This is a genomic window from Minwuia sp. (genome assembly GCF_048263705.1).
Taxonomy (GTDB): Bacteria; Pseudomonadota; Alphaproteobacteria; order Minwuiales; family Minwuiaceae; genus Minwuia.
The window spans coordinates 139,751-156,457 of the sequence record NZ_JBLXDV010000007.1 but is presented as its reverse complement, the minus strand read 5'-3'; the positions used below and the strand labels follow the sequence as shown (position 1 = coordinate 156,457).

The 16,707-nt window shown below is 63.7% G+C and carries 17 protein-coding genes; 8 read left to right on the top strand and 9 right to left on the bottom strand.

What is annotated here, in order from left to right; all coding sequences use genetic code 11:
• Nucleotides 1–8 precede the first annotated feature (8 nt).
• Genes ACN0X7_RS12020 through ACN0X7_RS12005 form a run of 4 tightly spaced genes read right to left on the bottom strand, consistent with a single transcriptional unit; the run spans nt 9 to nt 5,139 of the window.
• Complete coding sequence (locus tag ACN0X7_RS12020) at nt 9–1,613, bottom strand: cisplatin damage response ATP-dependent DNA ligase (protein WP_417517516.1); 1,605 nt, start codon at nt 1,611–1,613, stop codon at nt 9–11.
• A gap of 51 nt (nt 1,614–1,664) precedes the next feature.
• Nucleotides 1,665–3,326 carry a phospholipase D-like domain-containing protein gene (locus ACN0X7_RS12015; RefSeq protein ID WP_417517514.1) on the bottom strand — a complete coding sequence of 554 codons (1,662 nt, stop codon included), beginning with the start codon at nt 3,324–3,326 and terminating at the stop codon, nt 1,665–1,667.
• 2 nt (nt 3,327–3,328) lie between these two features.
• Nucleotides 3,329–3,925, bottom strand: coding sequence for a histidine phosphatase family protein (locus ACN0X7_RS12010; protein ID WP_417517512.1), 597 nt, complete (start codon nt 3,923–3,925; stop codon nt 3,329–3,331).
• Entirely contained in the window at nt 3,922–5,139 is a 1,218-nt protein-coding gene (locus ACN0X7_RS12005; protein WP_417517510.1) for a serine hydrolase domain-containing protein, read from the bottom strand. The genes ACN0X7_RS12010 and ACN0X7_RS12005 overlap by 4 nt, the downstream gene beginning before the upstream one ends.
• A gap of 76 nt (nt 5,140–5,215) precedes the next feature.
• On the opposite strand from ACN0X7_RS12005, the gene ACN0X7_RS12000 reads away from it, so the two are divergent.
• A complete protein-coding gene (locus ACN0X7_RS12000; RefSeq protein ID WP_417517508.1) occupies nt 5,216–5,917 on the top strand; it encodes a glutamine amidotransferase-related protein in 702 nt (233 codons plus the stop codon).
• A gap of 54 nt (nt 5,918–5,971) precedes the next feature.
• Nucleotides 5,972–6,781 (top strand): phytanoyl-CoA dioxygenase family protein, encoded by an 810-nt coding sequence (locus ACN0X7_RS11995; protein WP_417517506.1) that lies wholly within the window; start codon nt 5,972–5,974, stop codon nt 6,779–6,781.
• A gap of 194 nt (nt 6,782–6,975) precedes the next feature.
• On the opposite strand, the gene ACN0X7_RS11990 is transcribed toward ACN0X7_RS11995, so the two are convergent.
• From ACN0X7_RS11990 to serB, 4 genes are all read right to left on the bottom strand, one after another.
• On the bottom strand, nt 6,976–7,410 hold the full coding sequence (locus ACN0X7_RS11990) for a hypothetical protein (RefSeq protein WP_417517504.1): 435 nt from the start codon (nt 7,408–7,410) through the stop codon (nt 6,976–6,978).
• Nucleotides 7,411–7,522: 112 nt separating this feature from the next.
• Complete coding sequence (locus ACN0X7_RS11985) at nt 7,523–7,966, bottom strand: hypothetical protein (RefSeq protein ID WP_417517502.1); 444 nt, start codon at nt 7,964–7,966, stop codon at nt 7,523–7,525.
• A 126-nt stretch (nt 7,967–8,092) separates the two neighbouring features.
• Entirely contained in the window at nt 8,093–8,554 is a 462-nt protein-coding gene (locus ACN0X7_RS11980; RefSeq protein WP_417517500.1) for a hypothetical protein, read from the bottom strand.
• A gap of 81 nt (nt 8,555–8,635) precedes the next feature.
• A complete protein-coding gene (gene serB, locus ACN0X7_RS11975; RefSeq protein ID WP_417517498.1) occupies nt 8,636–9,496 on the bottom strand; it encodes a phosphoserine phosphatase SerB in 861 nt (286 codons plus the stop codon).
• Between serB and miaA the strand changes: the two genes are divergently transcribed.
• The 4 genes from miaA to ilvC all read left to right on the top strand — a co-directional run bounded on the left by miaA (nt 9,495) and on the right by ilvC (nt 14,261).
• Complete coding sequence (gene miaA / locus ACN0X7_RS11970) at nt 9,495–10,469, top strand: tRNA (adenosine(37)-N6)-dimethylallyltransferase MiaA (RefSeq protein ID WP_417517496.1); 975 nt, start codon at nt 9,495–9,497, stop codon at nt 10,467–10,469. The genes serB and miaA overlap by 2 nt on opposite strands.
• A 95-nt stretch (nt 10,470–10,564) precedes the next feature.
• Nucleotides 10,565–12,331 carry an acetolactate synthase 3 large subunit gene (locus ACN0X7_RS11965; protein ID WP_417517494.1) on the top strand — a complete coding sequence of 589 codons (1,767 nt, stop codon included), beginning with the start codon at nt 10,565–10,567 and terminating at the stop codon, nt 12,329–12,331.
• A gap of 90 nt (nt 12,332–12,421) precedes the next feature.
• Complete coding sequence (ilvN, locus tag ACN0X7_RS11960) at nt 12,422–12,928, top strand: acetolactate synthase small subunit (protein WP_417517492.1); 507 nt, start codon at nt 12,422–12,424, stop codon at nt 12,926–12,928.
• 313 nt (nt 12,929–13,241) lie between these two features.
• Nucleotides 13,242–14,261 carry a ketol-acid reductoisomerase gene (gene ilvC, locus ACN0X7_RS11955; RefSeq protein ID WP_417517490.1) on the top strand — a complete coding sequence of 340 codons (1,020 nt, stop codon included), beginning with the start codon at nt 13,242–13,244 and terminating at the stop codon, nt 14,259–14,261.
• Between the two features lie 201 nt (nt 14,262–14,462).
• Here the strand turns inward: ilvC and ACN0X7_RS11950 are convergent, their stop codons facing one another.
• Nucleotides 14,463–15,722 (bottom strand): thiolase family protein, encoded by a 1,260-nt coding sequence (locus tag ACN0X7_RS11950; protein WP_417517488.1) that lies wholly within the window; start codon nt 15,720–15,722, stop codon nt 14,463–14,465.
• A 144-nt stretch (nt 15,723–15,866) separates the two neighbouring features.
• On the opposite strand from ACN0X7_RS11950, the gene ACN0X7_RS11945 reads away from it, so the two are divergent.
• Together ACN0X7_RS11945 and ACN0X7_RS11940 are read left to right on the top strand one after the other, a co-directional pair.
• Nucleotides 15,867–16,433, top strand: a complete 567-nt coding sequence (locus tag ACN0X7_RS11945) for a bactofilin family protein (RefSeq protein WP_417517486.1) — start codon at nt 15,867–15,869, stop codon at nt 16,431–16,433.
• A gap of 132 nt (nt 16,434–16,565) precedes the next feature.
• The gene (locus tag ACN0X7_RS11940; protein ID WP_417517484.1) at nt 16,566–16,691 is read left to right on the top strand and encodes a hypothetical protein; all 126 of its coding nucleotides are present in this window, start codon (nt 16,566–16,568) and stop codon (nt 16,689–16,691) included.
• Nucleotides 16,692–16,707: the final 16 nt, after the last annotated feature.

The window sequence follows — 16,707 nt, the reverse complement described above, 5'->3', positions numbered from 1 at the left end:
GGAACCTACTATACCGGTTTCGCGTCTGCGGCGGTGGCGTCGATCATGTTTTCCAGTGTCTCCAGCCGATCCGCTTCCGCGGCCGGCTTGTCCCAGCGGATGCGGCTTATCCGGGGAAAGCGCATGGCGACCCCGGACTTGTGCCGTTTCGAGCGGTGAATGCCGTCGAAGGCGATCTCCAGCACCAGCTTCTGCTCGACGGCGCGCACGGGACCATAGCGGTCGATGGTGTGGGTGCGCACGAACTTGTCCAGTTCGGCGAGCTCCGCATCCGTGAACCCGAAATAGGCCTTGCCGACGGGCACCACCTCCGGGCCGTCCTGCCCCTCCCGCCAGGCACCGAAGGTGAAGTCGGAATAGAGCGACGACCGTTTGCCGTGGCCGCGCTGGGCGTACATCATCACGCAATCGACGGTGAAGGGATTGCGCTTCCACTTGAACCAGAGCCCCTTCGGCCGGCCCGCGCGATAGGGGCTGTCGCCGCGCTTCAGCATCACGCCCTCGATGGCCGGATGGGGCGGTTCACCGCGCAGTGCATCAAGCTGTTCGATGCTGTCGAAGGGCACCAGCGGCGACAGGTCCAGCCGCGCATCCCGGTGCATTGCGTACCAGCCTTCCAGCCGCTTGCGGCGCTCGTCGAACGGCAGGGCACGCAGGTCCTCGGACGCATCGAACAGGATATCGTACAGCCGCAACCCTGCCGGATAGTCGCGCATCATCCCGGCCGAGACCGTCTTGCGGTTCAGCCGCTGCTGCAGCTCGTTGAACGTGCCGACCTGCCCGTCGCGCATCACCAGCAGTTCCCCGTCGGCGACGACATCGCCGGACAGGCCGTCGAGCAGGTCCGGGAAGGCCCCGGAAATGTCGTCGCCGGTGCGCGAGAACATGCGCCGTTCGTCGCCCTTCAGCACCAGTTGCACCCGGATGCCGTCCCATTTCCATTCGGCGCGGAAATCGCGGGGATCCAGCTTCTCGCGGTCCGCGTCATCAAGCGGATGCGCCAGCATGAGCGGACGGAACACCAGTGCGTCCTCCAGCGAAGGTCGTCCGGCCCGGCCCTCGATCCAGTCGAACAGGGGCGCGTAGGGCGGTTCCAGCGCGTGCCAGACCTCCTCGATGTCATCGATGTCCGGTTCGCCGAGTTCCGCCAGCGCGGTCTTGGCCAGCCGCGCGGACACGCCCACGCGCAAGCCGCCGGTGATCAGCTTCAGCAGCGCCCAGCGCCCGTCCGCGTTCAGGCTGTCGAGCCAGCCCGCGACCAGGCCCGGCACCTCCTTGCGCCTGGCCGCGCTCAATCGTTCGACGATGTGGGACAGCGGCGGCGACTGATGCGTCTCCCCCGTGTCCGGCCAGATCAGGGCGACCGTCTCGGCCAGATCCCCGACGTAGTCATACGACAGGCGGAACAGTTCGGGATCGCTGCGCGCGGCGGCCAGTTCGCGGATCATGCCGGCCTTGGCGGTCTTCAGGTCCAGTCCGCCGGCCAGCGCTGCCAGCGCGAAGCCGCGATCCGGGTCGGGCGTGCCGGCCATGTAGTCGCGGATCAGCGCGATCTTCATGTTGCGCGAACGCACATGGGACAGGCGGTCCAGAAGATCGGCGAAGGCTTTCATGCTGTTCTCTACGTCGGCAGGCCGCCGTTGGTTCCCGTCCGGACGGCCCGATCAGACATAGCGGTCGCGGATCAGACGGGACTTCACGGCATTGAGGCTGGCCCATTCATCCCTGAAGGGGATGGCGAACCCCGGACGGTGTTCGGTGCGCGCGCGCGCATTGGCCTCGGCGGCGCGGTTCCAGACGGGCAGCGACGGCGTTTCCAGCGGGTCGTGGCTGTCGGGCAGGAGGGTGCCCAGGTGAAGCTGCCAGAGCCGCTGCCGGAAGTGTCTGACGGCGTCGGGCTGGGTCCAAAGGATCGCCGTCTCGGTATCCAGTCGGAAACTGCGTCCGTTGAGGTTGGCCGATCCCACCATGGCATGCAGATCGTCGACGATGATCGTCTTGGCATGGACATATACGCCCTTCGCGCCCAGCGCGGTGTGCTCGGGCTCGTCGTCCGGCTCTTCGTGCTGACGGCTGACCAGTGTGTAGGCCCCGAACCGCGCGCCCAGTGCCTGCTTCAATCGATCGATGCTCCGGTACTGCAGCCACTGGCCGTGTTTCGTGGCGATGCTCCAGTCACCGTCCGGTTCCAGAATTTCCGGGGCGCGCGGTACCAGAATGATCACTTCCAGCTCTGGATGCTGCTCCGCCGCCCGGATCAGCCAGTCCGCCACCAGCGGCTCGCGCAGGAACTGGGTCTCGATATAGATGAATCGTTCGGCGCGCAGGATCAGGTCGCGCACGCCGTCCGGCAGATGCCCGATATCCAGATCGCCTGCCGGACCGCCCGGCCCCTCGTTCCGCGCCGACGATGCGATGACGGCGACCTCGCCGCTGCCTTGCCAGGTGGCCATGTCCGGACCGCCGCGCCGGGGGGCATCTTCCAGTTCGTGAAGGTGATCGCGCGGGAAGCCGATCGCCGGGCCGTGTTCGGGCAGCCGGTCGAGGTAGCGGTGGAAGTCGGCAAGCTCGACATTCCAGCGATCGATGAAGTGCGCGGTCAGCAGATCGACCGCCGGACCTTCCACGCGGCAGGCCAGATCGTGCCATGGAAAATCGCTGTCATGGTCCAGCGTGTCGAACCGCCGTTCCCCGATATCGAGCCCGCCGACGAAAGCCACGTCGCGATCGACGATGCACAGTTTCTCGTGATGCGATCCGGGCAGCAGTTCCGCCGGCCGAAACCATCGCCTGACCATCCGGCCATCCCGGATATCCAGATGCCGCCACATGCCGGGTACGGTCTTCAGGATGTCTTCCGGCGCGGCATTGCCTGCTGCATATTCATCGTTCAGCCGATCAACGATCGATGCGATCTCGCCGGTGGCGGCCAGGTTACCCATGATCCGCTCCGGCAGGTTCGGGCGTGCCGGGTTCTGCGAACAGATCACCTGCAGCGCACCGGCCTTGACGCCCTCGGCCCGGGCCAGTCCGGACAGGCGCCAGAAGGTCCGCCAGGCGTCGCGATGCATCGGAAAGGTGAAGACGGGATCGAAATCCGCCAGCAGAATATTGAAGCGAATGCCCCGTTGCAGGGCACCCTCCAGAAGCGCTTCCCAATCGTCCGCGCGATCCGTCACCAGATCCAGATCCGGTGCCAGCGACCAGTAGGCCATGAAGACCTCGCGTTCGGCCTCGGCGATGGCGCGTTCGATGGCGGCGTAGGTTTCCTCCGCCTCGATCAGCGGATGTACCGTATGGCCGGACTGATACTGGATGGGCGACACGGTCAAAGCCTCGGTGGCGGCGGGGATGCGATCCTGTTTACATGATCCACCCGCGCGCCGCCATCGAACAGCGTGACGCGTGTCATCGACAGATGCGCGACGTCGAACGCGATCCCGCTGGCAGGCGGTGCGCCCAGTGCGTGCACCAGTGCCGCGCGGATGACACCTGCATGGGCGACGATGCCCAGGATCTGCCCGGCATGCTCGCGGCAGAGGTCGTCGATCTCGTCGGCTGTACGGGCGCAGACGTCGGCAAAGCTCTCGCCGCCGGGCGGGCGGAACGCCGCCAGCGCCTGGGCATCGAGATCGTCGGGAAACGGGCAGTCGTCGTGCGCACGGTCCTCCCAGTCGCCGAAATCCTGTTCCACCAGTCCCGCGCGGCGTTCCGGCCGCATCTCGGGGAACAGGGCCGCCGCCGTCTGGCGCGCCCGTATCAGCGGGCTGCAGATCACCCGATCCACCTCCGACAGCGCGTCCCAGAGCGGTCCCAGCATCTCCGGCTCCGGCAGGATCGCCGGCACGTCGGTCCGTCCGATCATCCGGTCCGCGATGCCCGTCGGCGCGTGGCGGACCCAGATGAAGGTGGTCGCTGTGCTCAATCCACCAGCGCCTGATGCACCAGCGCGCGCAGCTCCTTGCGGATCGGATAGAAGCTGGAGGGCATGAGTTGCGTCATGAAGATGACCACCATGTCCTCGACCGGATCGACCCAGAAGGCCGTGCTGGCCATGCCGCCCCAGCCGAAATCGCCGGGGCTGCCCATGCTTTCGGACTTCGGCGGATCGATCATTACCGCAAACCCCAGGCCGAAGCCGATCCCGGCATAGGATACCTCGGAAAAGACCGGCTGACCGTTGGCGGCCAGATCGCCCTCCAGATGGTTCGACGCCATGAAGTCGACGGTGCGCGGACCCAGAATGCGGCCGCCGTCATATGCGCCCTTCGCGCGCAGCATCTCGGCGAATTTCCAGTAGTCGTCGATGGTTGATTGCAGGCCGCCGCCGCCGGAGAAGGTTTTCACGCCGGCCTCGCGATAGACGGTCTTCTGCGCCGTATCGACCAGTTTCAGCGAGAGGTCCTCGTTCGGCGTGTACAGTTCGGCAAAGCGGTCCAGCTTGCTGTCGGGGATGCCGAAGAACGTGTCTTCCATGCCCAGCGGGCCCAGGATGTGGTCGTTGAAGAAGCTCTGCAGGTCCTGTCCCGAGATCACCTCGACCAGGCGTCCGACGACATCGGTGGACACGCCGTAGTTCCAGCGGCTGCCGGGCTGGAACGCCAGCGGCAGTTCGGCCAGTTCCTTCACGCCCGCCTCCAGGCTCTCGCCCTTCGGCCCGAAGGCCAGCTTGCGCGCTTCGTAGGCATCGCCCAGCACGCCGCCCTGAAAGCCGTAGGTGAAGCCCGTGCGATGGGTCAGGGCGTGGGTGATCGTCATTGTGGCGGTGCACTCCTCGACATCGTCGATGGAGGTCGCGCCCTTTTTCAGCACCTTCAGGCCGGCGAGTTCGGGCAGCCATTTCGCGACCGGATCGTCGAGATGGAACAGGCCCTTCTCGTAGAGCATCATCAGCGCGACCGACGTGATCGGCTTGGACATGGAATAGGCCCGGACGATGGTGTCGGCGGTCCAGTCGGTGCCCTCGGCGACGTTGCGCTTGCCGCACCAGTCCAGGAAGGCCAGTTCGCCGCGACGGGCGATCAGGGTCACCGCGCCGGGCAGCCGGCCCGCATCGACATAGCGGCCCATCCAGTCGTTGAGGCGGTCCAGCCGTGCCGGATCGAAGCCCAGTGCCGCGCCGTTGTTCGTCCTGTCCATGATGCCTGCCCTCTGTTCCCGAAACCTCTGCATCGCGGTATATCAGCCCGCGTTGCAAACCGGCAGGGGCGAATTGATGAAACTGGGCATTCTGGAAACGGGGCGGTTGCCCGAGGCGCTGTCGGACGTACACGGCAGCTTTCCCGACATGTTCGAACGCTGGCTGGCGCCGCATCTGATGGACGTCGCGTTCACGACCTTTCCGGTGCTGGATGACCGCTGGCCTTCGGGGCCGGACGCCTGTGACGGCTGGCTGATCACCGGCTCGCGTTTCGGCGTCTATGACGATGAGCCCTGGATCCCCCCGCTGATGGCCTTCATCCGGGATGCCGCGGCGGCCCGTGTCCCGATCCTGGGCATCTGTTTCGGGCATCAGATCGTCGCCGAAGCCATGGGCGGCAAGGCGGTAAAATCGCCGAGGGGCTGGGGCGCGGGCATCCATCGCTACTGCTTCGCCATGGACGGCACGGAACGCATCCTGCCGATGCTGGTCAGCCATCAGGATCAGGTCGTCGCGGTGCCGCCCGGCGCGACCGTGCTCGGCGGCAGCGATCATTGCCCGTTCGGTGTGCTGGAATATGACGCGCCGATCCTGACGGTGCAGTTCCACCCCGAGTTCGATCCGGCACTGTCGGCGTCCATCCTGCGCGAACGGGCGGGCATCACCATCCCCGAGGCCGTCGCGACCAAAGCCCTGGATTCGCTGGGCACGCCGCCGGAGAACAGGGCCGCCGGTGCCTGGATGGGCGCATGGCTCGCCCGCCAGATGAAGGCTTGAGTCGCCGGTGCCGTCGCGACATCCTGAGGACGTCAGACAGCGGAGGAGCACACCATGCTGAAGCGCGCGATCACGGCGGACGAGATCGAGACCTATGACCGCGACGGCATCGTCTGTCTGCGCGGGCTGTTCGACACGGACACGGTCGAGATGCTGCGCACGGCGGCGGAACAGTGCATGGCCGCTGACCCGACCAGCCTGACCATGGAAGTGGCGCAGATGCGCGAGAAGGAGGGCCGCTTCTTCTTCGACACCTTCACCTGGCTGCGCAACGATCTGTGCCGGGCGTTCGTGCACGAGTCACCGGCAGGCGAGATCGCCGGTCGCATCATGGGATCGGAAAAGGCCAACATCTTCTTCGACCAGTGGCTGATCAAGGAGCCGGGCACCCCGGTCGAAACGCCCTGGCACCATGACCAGCCCTACTGGCCGGTGCTGGGGGATCAGGTCTGTACGCTCTGGCTGGCGCTGGATCCCGTCACCGCCGACAGCGGCGCGGTGGAATACATCAGGGGCAGCCACCGCTGGGGCCAGCGCCTGAAGCCGGAAAGTTTCTCAGGCCATACAAAATTCACCGAGGAACTGCCGCCCGTGCCGGACATCGAGGCCGAGCGCGAAAAACATGACATCGTGCAGTACGAACTGGAACCGGGCGACTGCACCATCCATCACGCGCTGCTGGTCCACCACGCACCGGGCAACACCCGCAGCGACCGCCGCCGCCGCGCCTTCGTCACCCGCTGGGCCGGCGACGACGCGGTGTTCCACCCTCACGAAGGCGTTCAGCACATGCCGCCTTTCCCCGACATCCCCGCCGGCGGCCCGCTCGACAGCGACCTCTGGCCGGTGGTCTGGCGATCCTAGAGCGTTTTTCGATTTCATGGAATCACCATGAAATCGAGATAACGCAACTCGCACAGATAGTTGCCATTCTTGAAAACAGTCTGAATGGAACCATTCAGACTGTTTCCGCCCTAGAAACCGCACTACAGACGGCGGGTCGTGCGTGGCTTTCCCCTGGCGAATGACAGGACGCTCCCCGTCCAAAACCACACCACTCAGTCGTATTCGTAGATCGGTCCCAGCATGACGGTGACGATGACACCATTGCGCACCCAGATTTCCGCACCAAGCGCATCGAAGTCATAGACCTGTTTCAGGTCGCCCTCGGGCATCTTCACCGTATCGCTGACGGGCGGGGTCCTGAGTCCGATCATCTCGGAGAAGGCAGCCAGCTTCATGCCGATCACGTTGCGGTCGCGCAGCATCAGGGTGCGGGCGACACGCATCGTATCGATGCCTTCCTCGTCCGGGTCATCGTCCCAGACACTCAGGCCCAGCGCCTCGTTGTCGTAGGAGACGTCTTCCTCATCACGCAGCATCTTCGTGGCCTGTTCCAGTTCGACAAAGGCGCGTGCGCGCTCGATCGTCATACCGAACTTGATCGGACCAAGGCCGATGCCCGGCTGCCAGACCATGTCTGCTTCTTTCATCGTCATACTCGCGCTGTTCGACAAATCGATGCGGACAATACCGCCCGTGCGGCAGACTTCCAGCCATTCCCGGTACCGGTCCCATGCGACATCTCCGCTGACCCGTCAGGACTCACGCGTCATCATCATAGATGCGACCGACGATGATGGTATCGACCAGCTTGTCTCCCTCATTGACCCAAACCTGGAGGCCCAGGCTGTCGAACTCGTAGACGAACTGCCGTTCGCCAGTTGCCAGTTCTATGAAATCCGTGGCACCGAGATCCGGCCATGCTGCGATGTGAGCGGCAAAGTCATTGATGTGCATCCCGATCAGGTTTTCTCTCTCAAAGAAGAGAAACTTGTGGCAGTGAATGGTGTCGATGCCAGGTTCATCCGGGTCATCGTCATAGATTGTCAGCCCAAGTGTGTTGCTCTCGAACCACCTGTCCCCGTCGCTGACTGTCGAAGCCATGGGCTGAAGCCTCAGTCGGCGCACATGAGATTCGATGGACTCGCCGAATTTAATGTTACCTGCACCCTTGTCAGGATGAAGGATGACGTCCTCAGGTTTCATTTGTTTGTCCTTCCTATTCTGCCATGTTCGGTGCCGGATGCGTCTTAATTGGTCTTCTCAATCGCTCGTTTTTTCTTCTTTTTTCAAAAATTTTGTTCCTTTTATTATTTGAACTACTAATTTTTTTCATATCCATCTTTTTTTTGGTTGCAAATTTTCTTTTGATCGACCAACGTTTCCATGTTTCTCACCTTTACTATTATCTTGCGCTTTTCTCCCCGTTCCGGATTTGCCTTCTTCCGTTCCGGGTTCGGCATCGTCGCCATCATCCGGTTTTTTGCGATGCCTGCGCGCTTCGGAAACGTTTGATCCCCTTTGCTCGCGACGTTCACGTTCCAGCCGCTCCTGGGTCGCGACGCCGTAAGCTGCCGCCCCGCCGAAGGCCAGTGCCCACAACCACGGAACGGCAGCCAACGGCGCTGCGGCCAGTTGCACGCGATTGCCGTCGCCTTCTTCGGGCAGGGCATCATCGACATGCAGCTGCAATGCCGCCTTCAGATCATCGGACCAGCCTTGCTTCTCTGTGAGTTCGTCGAGCCGGGACAGTGCTGCAGAACGCAGGACCCGGGTGTCGACCGAGGCGGGCAATGTGGCACGCCCGGGCCGACCGAAGCCTGCAATGGCAGGTTCGTGCCCCGTTCGAGGACGTGACGCTGCGACCGTGTTTTTCTACACCCCCAGGAACCGCAGCAGCGTGTCCAGACCGCCATGGTCGATGGCGGCGTCGGCGGCGTTTCTGGTGATGGGCTTGGCGCGGTAGGCGATGCCGAGGCCGGCGGCCTCGATCATGCCGATGTCGTTGGCACCGTCGCCGATGCAGACCGCCTGATCTGTTGAAATATCCAGTCGGCCGCAGATCTCGTGCAGGGCCTCGATCTTTGCCTGTCGGCCCAGGATCGGGCGGACCACGTCGCCGGTCAGCAGGCCGTCCTCGAACAGCAGCACGTTGGCGCGGTTCTCGTGGAACCCGCACATCTCGGCCACGCGTTCGGTGAAATAGGTGAAACCGCCCGAGACCAGCGCGCAGTGAATGCCGGCGTCGCGGCAGCCCTGCACCAGATCGCGCGCGCCGGGCGAGAGCTGCACCCGCTCGGCGAAACAGTCGGCCAGCGCGCCCTCGGGCAGGCCCTTCATCAACGCCACGCGCTCGGTCAGCGCGCCCTCGAAATCGATCTCGCCGCGCATGGCGCGCTCGGTGATGGCCACCACCTGATCGCGTACGCCCGCGAAGTCGGCCAGTTCGTCGATGCATTCGACGGTGATCATGGTCGAATCCATGTCGGCGATCAGCAGCTTCTTCTGCCGCATGGCGGCGGGCTGCAGGCAGAAGTCGACTGGCAGGTCGCCGAGCGCGGCTCCGATCTGCGCGCGGAGATCGGGCAGGTCATCGCAGTCGAAATGGCTGTCGTGGAAGGTCAGCCCGTCGCCCTCCTCGTGGCGCGGGTAGGGCAGCAGGGCACCCAGCCGTTGTTGCACCACCTCACCCGGCAGTTGACCTTGCGTGGTGACCAGCGTCAGAACTGTCTGCATGGATGAAACTCCGAAACCGGGTGTGCGGGGCAATGGTGTCCTGCTGATACTTGGCCCCACGGCCAGCGGCAAGTCCCGGCTGGCCATCGAGGCGGCAAAGCGCTTCGACGGGATCATCATCAATGCCGATTCCATGCAGGTCTATCGCGACCTGCGGCTGATCACGGCGCGGCCCTCGGCGGCGGATGAACGGGAGGCGCCGCACCGGTTGTACGGCTTCATGGATGCGGCGGAGACCTGTTCGGCGGCGCGCTGGGCGGCGCTGGCCAAGGCCGAAATCGACGCGGCACGCCGGGCGGGGCGGCTGCCCATCATCGTCGGCGGCTCGGGGCTCTACGTGCGGGCCCTGCTGGAAGGCTTCTCGCCGATCCCGGATGTGGGCGAGATGCACCGCCAGCAGGCGGCGGGGATGCTGAAGAAACTGGGCAATGCGGCATTCCACGCGCGGCTTGCCGAGCGCGACCCTGAGACGGCAGCGCGGCTGAACCCCGGCGACAGCCAGCGCATGGTGCGGGCCATGGAAGTCTGGTTCGCGACCGGCAGGCCGCTGTCGCATTTCCAGATGCTGCCGCCCGAGCCGCCGCTGCTCGACGGCCCCGCGCTGAAGGTCGTGCTGATGCCCGATCGTGCCGCGCTTTACGAACGCTGTGACCGGCGCTTCGAACAGATGATCCATGACGGTGCGATGGACGAGGTGATGGCCCTGGCCGCGCGCGGTCTTGATCCGGACCTGCCTGCCATGAAGGCCCTGGGCGTGAAGCAACTCATCGCCGCCGGGCGGGGCGACCTTCTGCTGGAACAGGCGGTTGCCGATGCCCAGACCGGCACCCGCAGATACGCGAAACGGCAGATGACATGGCTGCGCCATCAGATTGTTGCGGACGTGATCGATGATGCGCAAGATTTGGAAAGAATGACGGCAAATATCTTTCCGAAAGTGAGCGAATTCCGGTTGACGTCCCCCGGTGCCTGACCTATGGTCCGCGCGCCCTGCAGAAGGCCGTCCGATCGAGGCGACCGGCAGGGCGTTGTTTTTGTAATTCACCAGGACGAAAGTTGGGCAGGACCATGTCGACGAACGGAATGACCGGCGCAGAAATACTGATCAAATCTCTGGTTGATCAGGGCGTGGATACCGTATTCGGATATCCGGGCGGCGCGGTATTGCCGATCTACGACGCCCTGTTCCAGCAGAATTCCATTCGCCACATTCTGGTCCGTCAGGAAGGCGGGGCCGTGCACGCAGCGGAAGGCTATGCGCGCTCGACCGGCAAGCCCGGCGTCGTGCTGGTCACCTCCGGCCCGGGCGCGACGAACGCCGTCACCGGCCTGACCGATGCACTGATGGATTCGATCCCGGTCGTCTGCATCACCGGGCAGGTGCCGACGCACATGATCGGCAACGATGCGTTCCAGGAATGCGACACCACCGGCATCACGCGGCCCTGCACCAAGCACAATTATCTGGTGCGGGATGCGAACGATCTCAGCCGCGTCGTGCATCAGGCGTTTCACGTGGCTACCAGCGGCCGTCCCGGCCCGGTCGTCATCGACATCCCGAAGGACGTGCAGATCAATCCCGGCAAGTATGCGGGCATCGAGCAGACGCGCCACAAGACCTACCGTCCCAAGGTGAAGGGCGATCTGGAAGCCATCCGCCAGGCGGTCGAACTGATCGCCAACGCGGACCGTCCGATCCTGTATACCGGCGGCGGCGTCATCAATTCTGGCCCGAAGGCGTCGATGCTGCTGACGCAACTGGCGCACATGACCGGCTATCCGGTGACCTCGACCCTGATGGGCCTGGGCGCGTTTGCCGCCTCCGACCCGCAGTTCCTGGGCATGCTGGGCATGCACGGTGCCTATGAGGCCAACATGGCGATGCACGATTGCGACGTGATGGTCTGCATCGGCGCGCGCTTCGACGATCGTGTGACGGGGCGTCTGGACGCCTTCTCGCCGCATTCGAAGAAGATCCACATCGACATCGATCCCAGTTCGATCAACAAGAACGTCCGGGTCGATGTGCCGATCATCGGCGACGTCGCCCACGTGCTGGAAGACATGATCCGCATCTGGAAGGCGGGTGCCCGCAAGGCCGACAAGAAGCGGCTGGAACCCTGGTGGAACGACATTGCCCGCTGGCGTGCCCGCAACGGATTCGCCTATGGCGAACGTCCGGGCATCATCAAGCCGCAATATGCCATCGAACGCCTGTACGAGAAGACCAAGCACCTCGATCCGATCGTCGCGACCGAGGTCGGGCAGCATCAGATGTGGGCCGCGCAGTTCTTCAAGTTCGAAGGCCCGAACCGCTGGCTGACGTCGGGCGGACTCGGCACCATGGGCTATGGCCTGCCGGCGGCGATGGGAGCGCAGATCGCGAATCCGGGCAAGCTGTGCATGGATATCGCCGGCGAAGCCTCGATCCTGATGAACATTCAGGAGATGTCGACCCTGGCGCAGTACAAGCTGCCGGTGAAGATCTTCATCCTGAACAATCAGTGGATGGGCATGGTGCGCCAGTGGCAGGAACTGCTGCACGGCAAGCGCTATTCGGAAAGCTACACCGAAAGCCTGCCGGACTTCGTGAAGCTGGCCGACGCGTTCGGTGCCGTGGGCATGATTGCCGACAAGCCCGAGGATCTGGACGGGATGATCGACGAGATGCTGGCCACCGATAAGCCGGTGATTGCCGACGTCCGGGTGGACCGGGAAGAGAACTGCTTCCCGATGGTGCCGTCGGGTGCCGCCCACAACGAGATGATTCTGGGTGACGAGGCCAATCCGGAAGACGCGGCGCAGGTGACGAGCGACGGCTTCGCACTGGTCTGAGCGAAAAAATCTGATACACCCATCACGATTCACGAGGGGAAGCGTCCGGCCCATGACTGCCGGACCGCTGGATGCACGATGACCGACACAATGACGGATACCATAGAAACCCACACGATGGCCGCGCTGGTCGATAATGAGGCCGGCGTTCTGGCCCGTGTCGTCGGCCTGTTTTCCGGCCGCGGCTACAACATCGAAAGCCTGACCGTTTCCGAGGTCGATGCGGACAACAACCTGTCCCGCATCAACATCGTGACGTCGGGCACCCCGATGGTGATCGAGCAGATCAAGGCCCAGCTGGACCGGCTGGTGCCGGTGCACCGCGTCGCCGACCTGACGGTGGACGGTGAGCATATCGAGCGTGAACTGGCGCTGCTGAAGGTGCGCTGTTCCGGCGAGAAGCGGGTGGAGAGCCTGCGTATTGCCGACATCTTCAAGGCCAAGGCGGTGGACGCGACCGACCGCAGCTTCGTGTTCGAAATCACCGGCTCGACGTCGAAGATCAATGCCTTTGCCGAACTCATGGAGCCGCTGGGCCTGATCGACATCAGCCGCACCGGCATCGCCGCGATCAGCCGCGGCCCTGACGAGTTATAGAAACTGCCAATCCGGGGAGGGATGGGCTGGCCAGATTGGCGGCTCGGTATTTCCGAAAGGGACTGAGGAGAACTTCTTCCCCCTTGAGGGGGAAGTGGCCGCTGAAAGCGGTCGATGGGGGGTGGAGCCGCAGGCTTCCTGAACTGGCGGAACCGCTTGGTCGGCTTCGCCGATTCACCCCCTCCCTGATCCTCCCCCCTCAAGGGGGAGGAAACTACATGGCGACCATGCGGGCGGTTTGACTTGACCAGAAGCGGCCAAACCCGCATGGACCCCGCACAAATCGAATGACACCCGGAGGGAGACATACAGAATGCGCGTTTACTACGACCGCGATGCGGACCTGAACCTGATCAAATCCAAGAACGTCATGGTTGTCGGCTACGGCAGCCAGGGCCATGCCCATGCGATGAACATGCGTGACAGCGGCGTGAAGAACGTCGCCATCGGCCTGCGCGAAGGCTCGTCCACACGCAAGAAGGCCGAAGAGGCCGGCTTCAAGGTGATGACGGCCGCCGAAGGTGCCAAATGGGCCGACGTGATCATGGTTGCCACGCCTGACGAACTGCAGGGCGATCTGTATCGCGACGAGCTGGCCGACAACATGAAGGAAGGCGCGGCGATGATCTTCGCCCATGGCCTGAACATCCACTTCAACCTGATCGAGCCGCGTGCCGACCTGGACGTGTTCATGATCGCGCCCAAGGGCCCCGGCCACACGGTGCGTTCCGAATACCAGCGTGGCGGCGGTGTGCCCTGCCTGGTGGCCGTGCATCAGGATGCGTCGGGCAACGCGCTGGACGTCGGTCTCTCCTACGCATCCGCCATCGGCGGCGGCAAGGCCGGCATCATCGAGACCACCTTCCAGGAAGAATGCGAGACCGACCTGTTCGGTGAGCAGGTCGTCCTGTGCGGCGGTCTGGTCGAACTGATCCGCGCCGGGTTCGAAACCCTGGTCGAGGCGGGTTACGCGCCCGAGATGGCCTATTTCGAATGCCTGCACGAAGTGAAGCTGATCGTCGACCTGATCTATGAAGGCGGCATCGCCAACATGAACTACTCGATCTCCAACACGGCCGAGTACGGTGAATATGTCACCGGCCCGCGCATCGTGACCCCGGAGACCAAGGCCGAGATGAAGCGCGTTCTGGAGGATATCCAGTCGGGCAAGTTCACCCGCGACTGGATGCTGGAGAACAAGGTCAGCCAGACCAGCTTCAAGGCCACCCGCGCCCGCACTGCCGCCCATCCCATCGAGGAAGTCGGCGAGAAGCTGCGCGCCATGATGCCGTGGATCAGCGAGAAAGCCCTGGTCGACAAGGCCAAGAACTAGGGCGGAAACAGTCTGAATGGAACCATTCAGACTGTTTTCAAGAATGGCAACTACCTGTGCGAGTTGCGTTATTTCGATTTCATGGTGATTCCATGAAAACGAAAAACGCTCTAGATCCGTTCGCTCGGATCCGAGCAGACAGAAAAAGGGCCCGCCGGTCTGCACTGGCGGGCCCTTTTGCATGTCTCGCCTGTCTGGCGGTCAGTCGCGGGCGCGTTCCAGAATGGTGACGGAACAGGCCGCTTCCTCGAAGCCCATCACCCCGCCGCCGTTTTCGGCCAACGCGATGCGGGCATCCGGCACCTGCCGCTCTCCGGCCTCGCCGCGCAGCTGGGTTGTCAGTTCGTAGATCATCGACAGGCCGGTCGCGCCTACGGGATGGCCTTTTGAAACCAGCCCGCCGCCGGTGTTCACCGGCACCTTGCCGCCCGGCCCGGTTTCGCCCGCCTCAATGAAGCGGCCGCCTTCGCCAATGTCGCAGAAGCCCATCATCTCGACCTGCAGCACCTCGCAGAAGCTGGTGGCGTCGTGGACCTCGGCAACCTGGATGTCTTCCGGCTTCAGATCGGCCATCTTGTAAGCCTTCTGTGCTGCGGTCATGGACAGGGACGGCTCGTCCAGCTTCTTGTACTTGCCGCCCGACAGCGCATTGCCGCGGATCTTCACGGCGCGATCCTTCACGTGCTGCGGCAGACCGTTGTAATAGTCCTCCGAGCAGACGATGGCCGCCGCCGCGCCGTCTCCGATGGGCGAGCACATGGACCGGGTCAGCGGATAGCTGACCGCGCGGTCTTCCAGCACCATGTCGGTGGTCATCTCGAACTGATACTGCGCGTTCGGATTCTTGGCGCCGTAATTGTGGTTCTTGGCTGCGCCCGCCGCGATCTGGCGCTGGGTCGTGCCGTGCTTCTTCATGTGATAGCAGGCCTGCATGGCGTAGGTGTCCATGAAGACGGTCCGGTCCGGTCCGGTCTCGAAGGGCTTGCCCGCCTCGTCACCGGCCGCCGTGTAATATTCCTTCCATTCGTCGGGATCGAAATTGTCGATGCCCGCATAGAAGCTGCGCTGGATCTTCTCCGGCTCGTCGGGGATCCAGATCTTCTCGACACCCATGGCGATGCTGACATCGGTCTGGCCCGAAAGGATATCCTTCCATGCACCGTGCAGCGCCATCGATGCCGTGGCGCACGCGCCTTCGACATTCACCATGGGCACGCGGGCGGGGAACAGGCCTTCGTTCACCAGCGGCGTGAAACACACCTGGCCCCGGATCGAGCCCTGATCATTGTGCAGCCACATCCCGCAGTTGCCGAACCAGCCGAACTCGATGTCGTCGCCATTCTCCAGTCCCGCATCCGCCAGCACGCCCATGTAGGCGTCCCGGGTCAGGTCTTTGAAGCTCTTGTCCGGCCATTTCTGGAACCGGGTGGAATAGCTGCCAATGATGTAAGCGTCCTGCATGTCGGCCTCCCCGCCACTGAATTGTCACCGGATATACCCTATTTTCCAGCTTTCGCCCAATTGTCGCCGCCTTCCGGCGGGACTATGGATAGGTAAGAGATAAGCACGCGTCACACATTTCCCAGACAAGGGGAGCATCAGCACATGTTCAACAAGAAGCAGGGCGGCCAGCAGGGCAGCAACGACACGCCGGAAACCGAGGGTGAAGACAAGGTCCGCACGCCCCGGACCAGCACGCCGCGCCCGGCGGAGGACCTGCTCGCCCGCCGTCCGCGCGCGGACATTCCGCGCACGCCGATCCCCAGCGTTCCCTCGGACAGCCGCGGCCCGGCCCGGCGCGAGGACGACAGCAAGCTGCTGGTCGGCGACGGCATCACGCTGAAGGGCGAGGTGACCAACTGCGCCGAACTGATCGTCGAGGGCAAGGTCGATGCGAAGGTCGAGGCGACACGCTTCCAGGTCAGCAACTCGGGCCGTTTCTCAGGCGAATGCAACGTCGATGAAGCTGACATCGCGGGACAGTTCGACGGCATCCTGAACTGCCGTGGCAAGCTGGTCGTGCGCGGCACGGGCAAGCTGAAGGGCACGCTGCGTTACGGCGATGTCGAGATCGAGGCCGGTGGCCGCATCGCCGGCGAGATCCAGGTCTTCGGCGAGGATGAAGCCGAACAGACCGGCAGCGTCGCCAGCCTGAAGGCTGCAGGCGAGTAGTCCGCGGCCCGAATGCAGGGGCGCGGGATTATTCGGGCAAGATAACGTGATCGACCGAAGGGTGGTTTTCAGCCGCCCGGCGACCAGATTGGGCAGGTACCCACATACCTGTCCAATCGAAAGCGTCTCATCATGACTGCCATTCTCAGAACAACCGTCGTCGCGGCACTGATGCTCGGCGTGGCCGCCTGTGCGGGCATCAAGATCGAGCCCCTGCCCGACAGTGAAATCCCCGAGCGCGCCACTCCCGATCCCTGAACGCGGTCTACGGCCT

Excerpts from the sequence above, each read along its gene's own strand:
- ACN0X7_RS11995 (WP_417517506.1), top strand. The coding sequence starts at position 5,972 with ATGCTGAAGCGCGCGATCACGGCGGACGAGATCGAGACCTATGACCGC.
- ACN0X7_RS11965 (WP_417517494.1), top strand. The coding sequence starts at position 10,565 with ATGTCGACGAACGGAATGACCGGCGCAGAAATACTGATCAAATCTCTG.
- ACN0X7_RS11985 (WP_417517502.1), bottom strand. The coding sequence starts at position 7,966 with ATGAAACCTGAGGACGTCATCCTTCATCCTGACAAGGGTGCAGGTAAC.
- miaA (WP_417517496.1), top strand. The coding sequence starts at position 9,495 with ATGGATGAAACTCCGAAACCGGGTGTGCGGGGCAATGGTGTCCTGCTG.
- ACN0X7_RS11940 (WP_417517484.1), top strand. The coding sequence starts at position 16,566 with ATGACTGCCATTCTCAGAACAACCGTCGTCGCGGCACTGATGCTCGGC.
- ACN0X7_RS12005 (WP_417517510.1), bottom strand. The coding sequence starts at position 5,139 with ATGGACAGGACGAACAACGGCGCGGCACTGGGCTTCGATCCGGCACGG.
- ilvN (WP_417517492.1), top strand. The coding sequence starts at position 12,422 with ATGACGGATACCATAGAAACCCACACGATGGCCGCGCTGGTCGATAAT.
- serB (WP_417517498.1), bottom strand. The coding sequence starts at position 9,496 with ATGCAGACAGTTCTGACGCTGGTCACCACGCAAGGTCAACTGCCGGGT.
- ACN0X7_RS12020 (WP_417517516.1), bottom strand. The coding sequence starts at position 1,613 with ATGAAAGCCTTCGCCGATCTTCTGGACCGCCTGTCCCATGTGCGTTCG.
- ACN0X7_RS12000 (WP_417517508.1), top strand. The coding sequence starts at position 5,216 with ATGAAACTGGGCATTCTGGAAACGGGGCGGTTGCCCGAGGCGCTGTCG.
- ACN0X7_RS11945 (WP_417517486.1), top strand. The coding sequence starts at position 15,867 with ATGTTCAACAAGAAGCAGGGCGGCCAGCAGGGCAGCAACGACACGCCG.
- ilvC (WP_417517490.1), top strand. The coding sequence starts at position 13,242 with ATGCGCGTTTACTACGACCGCGATGCGGACCTGAACCTGATCAAATCC.
- ACN0X7_RS11950 (WP_417517488.1), bottom strand. The coding sequence starts at position 15,722 with ATGCAGGACGCTTACATCATTGGCAGCTATTCCACCCGGTTCCAGAAA.
- ACN0X7_RS11990 (WP_417517504.1), bottom strand. The coding sequence starts at position 7,410 with ATGAAAGAAGCAGACATGGTCTGGCAGCCGGGCATCGGCCTTGGTCCG.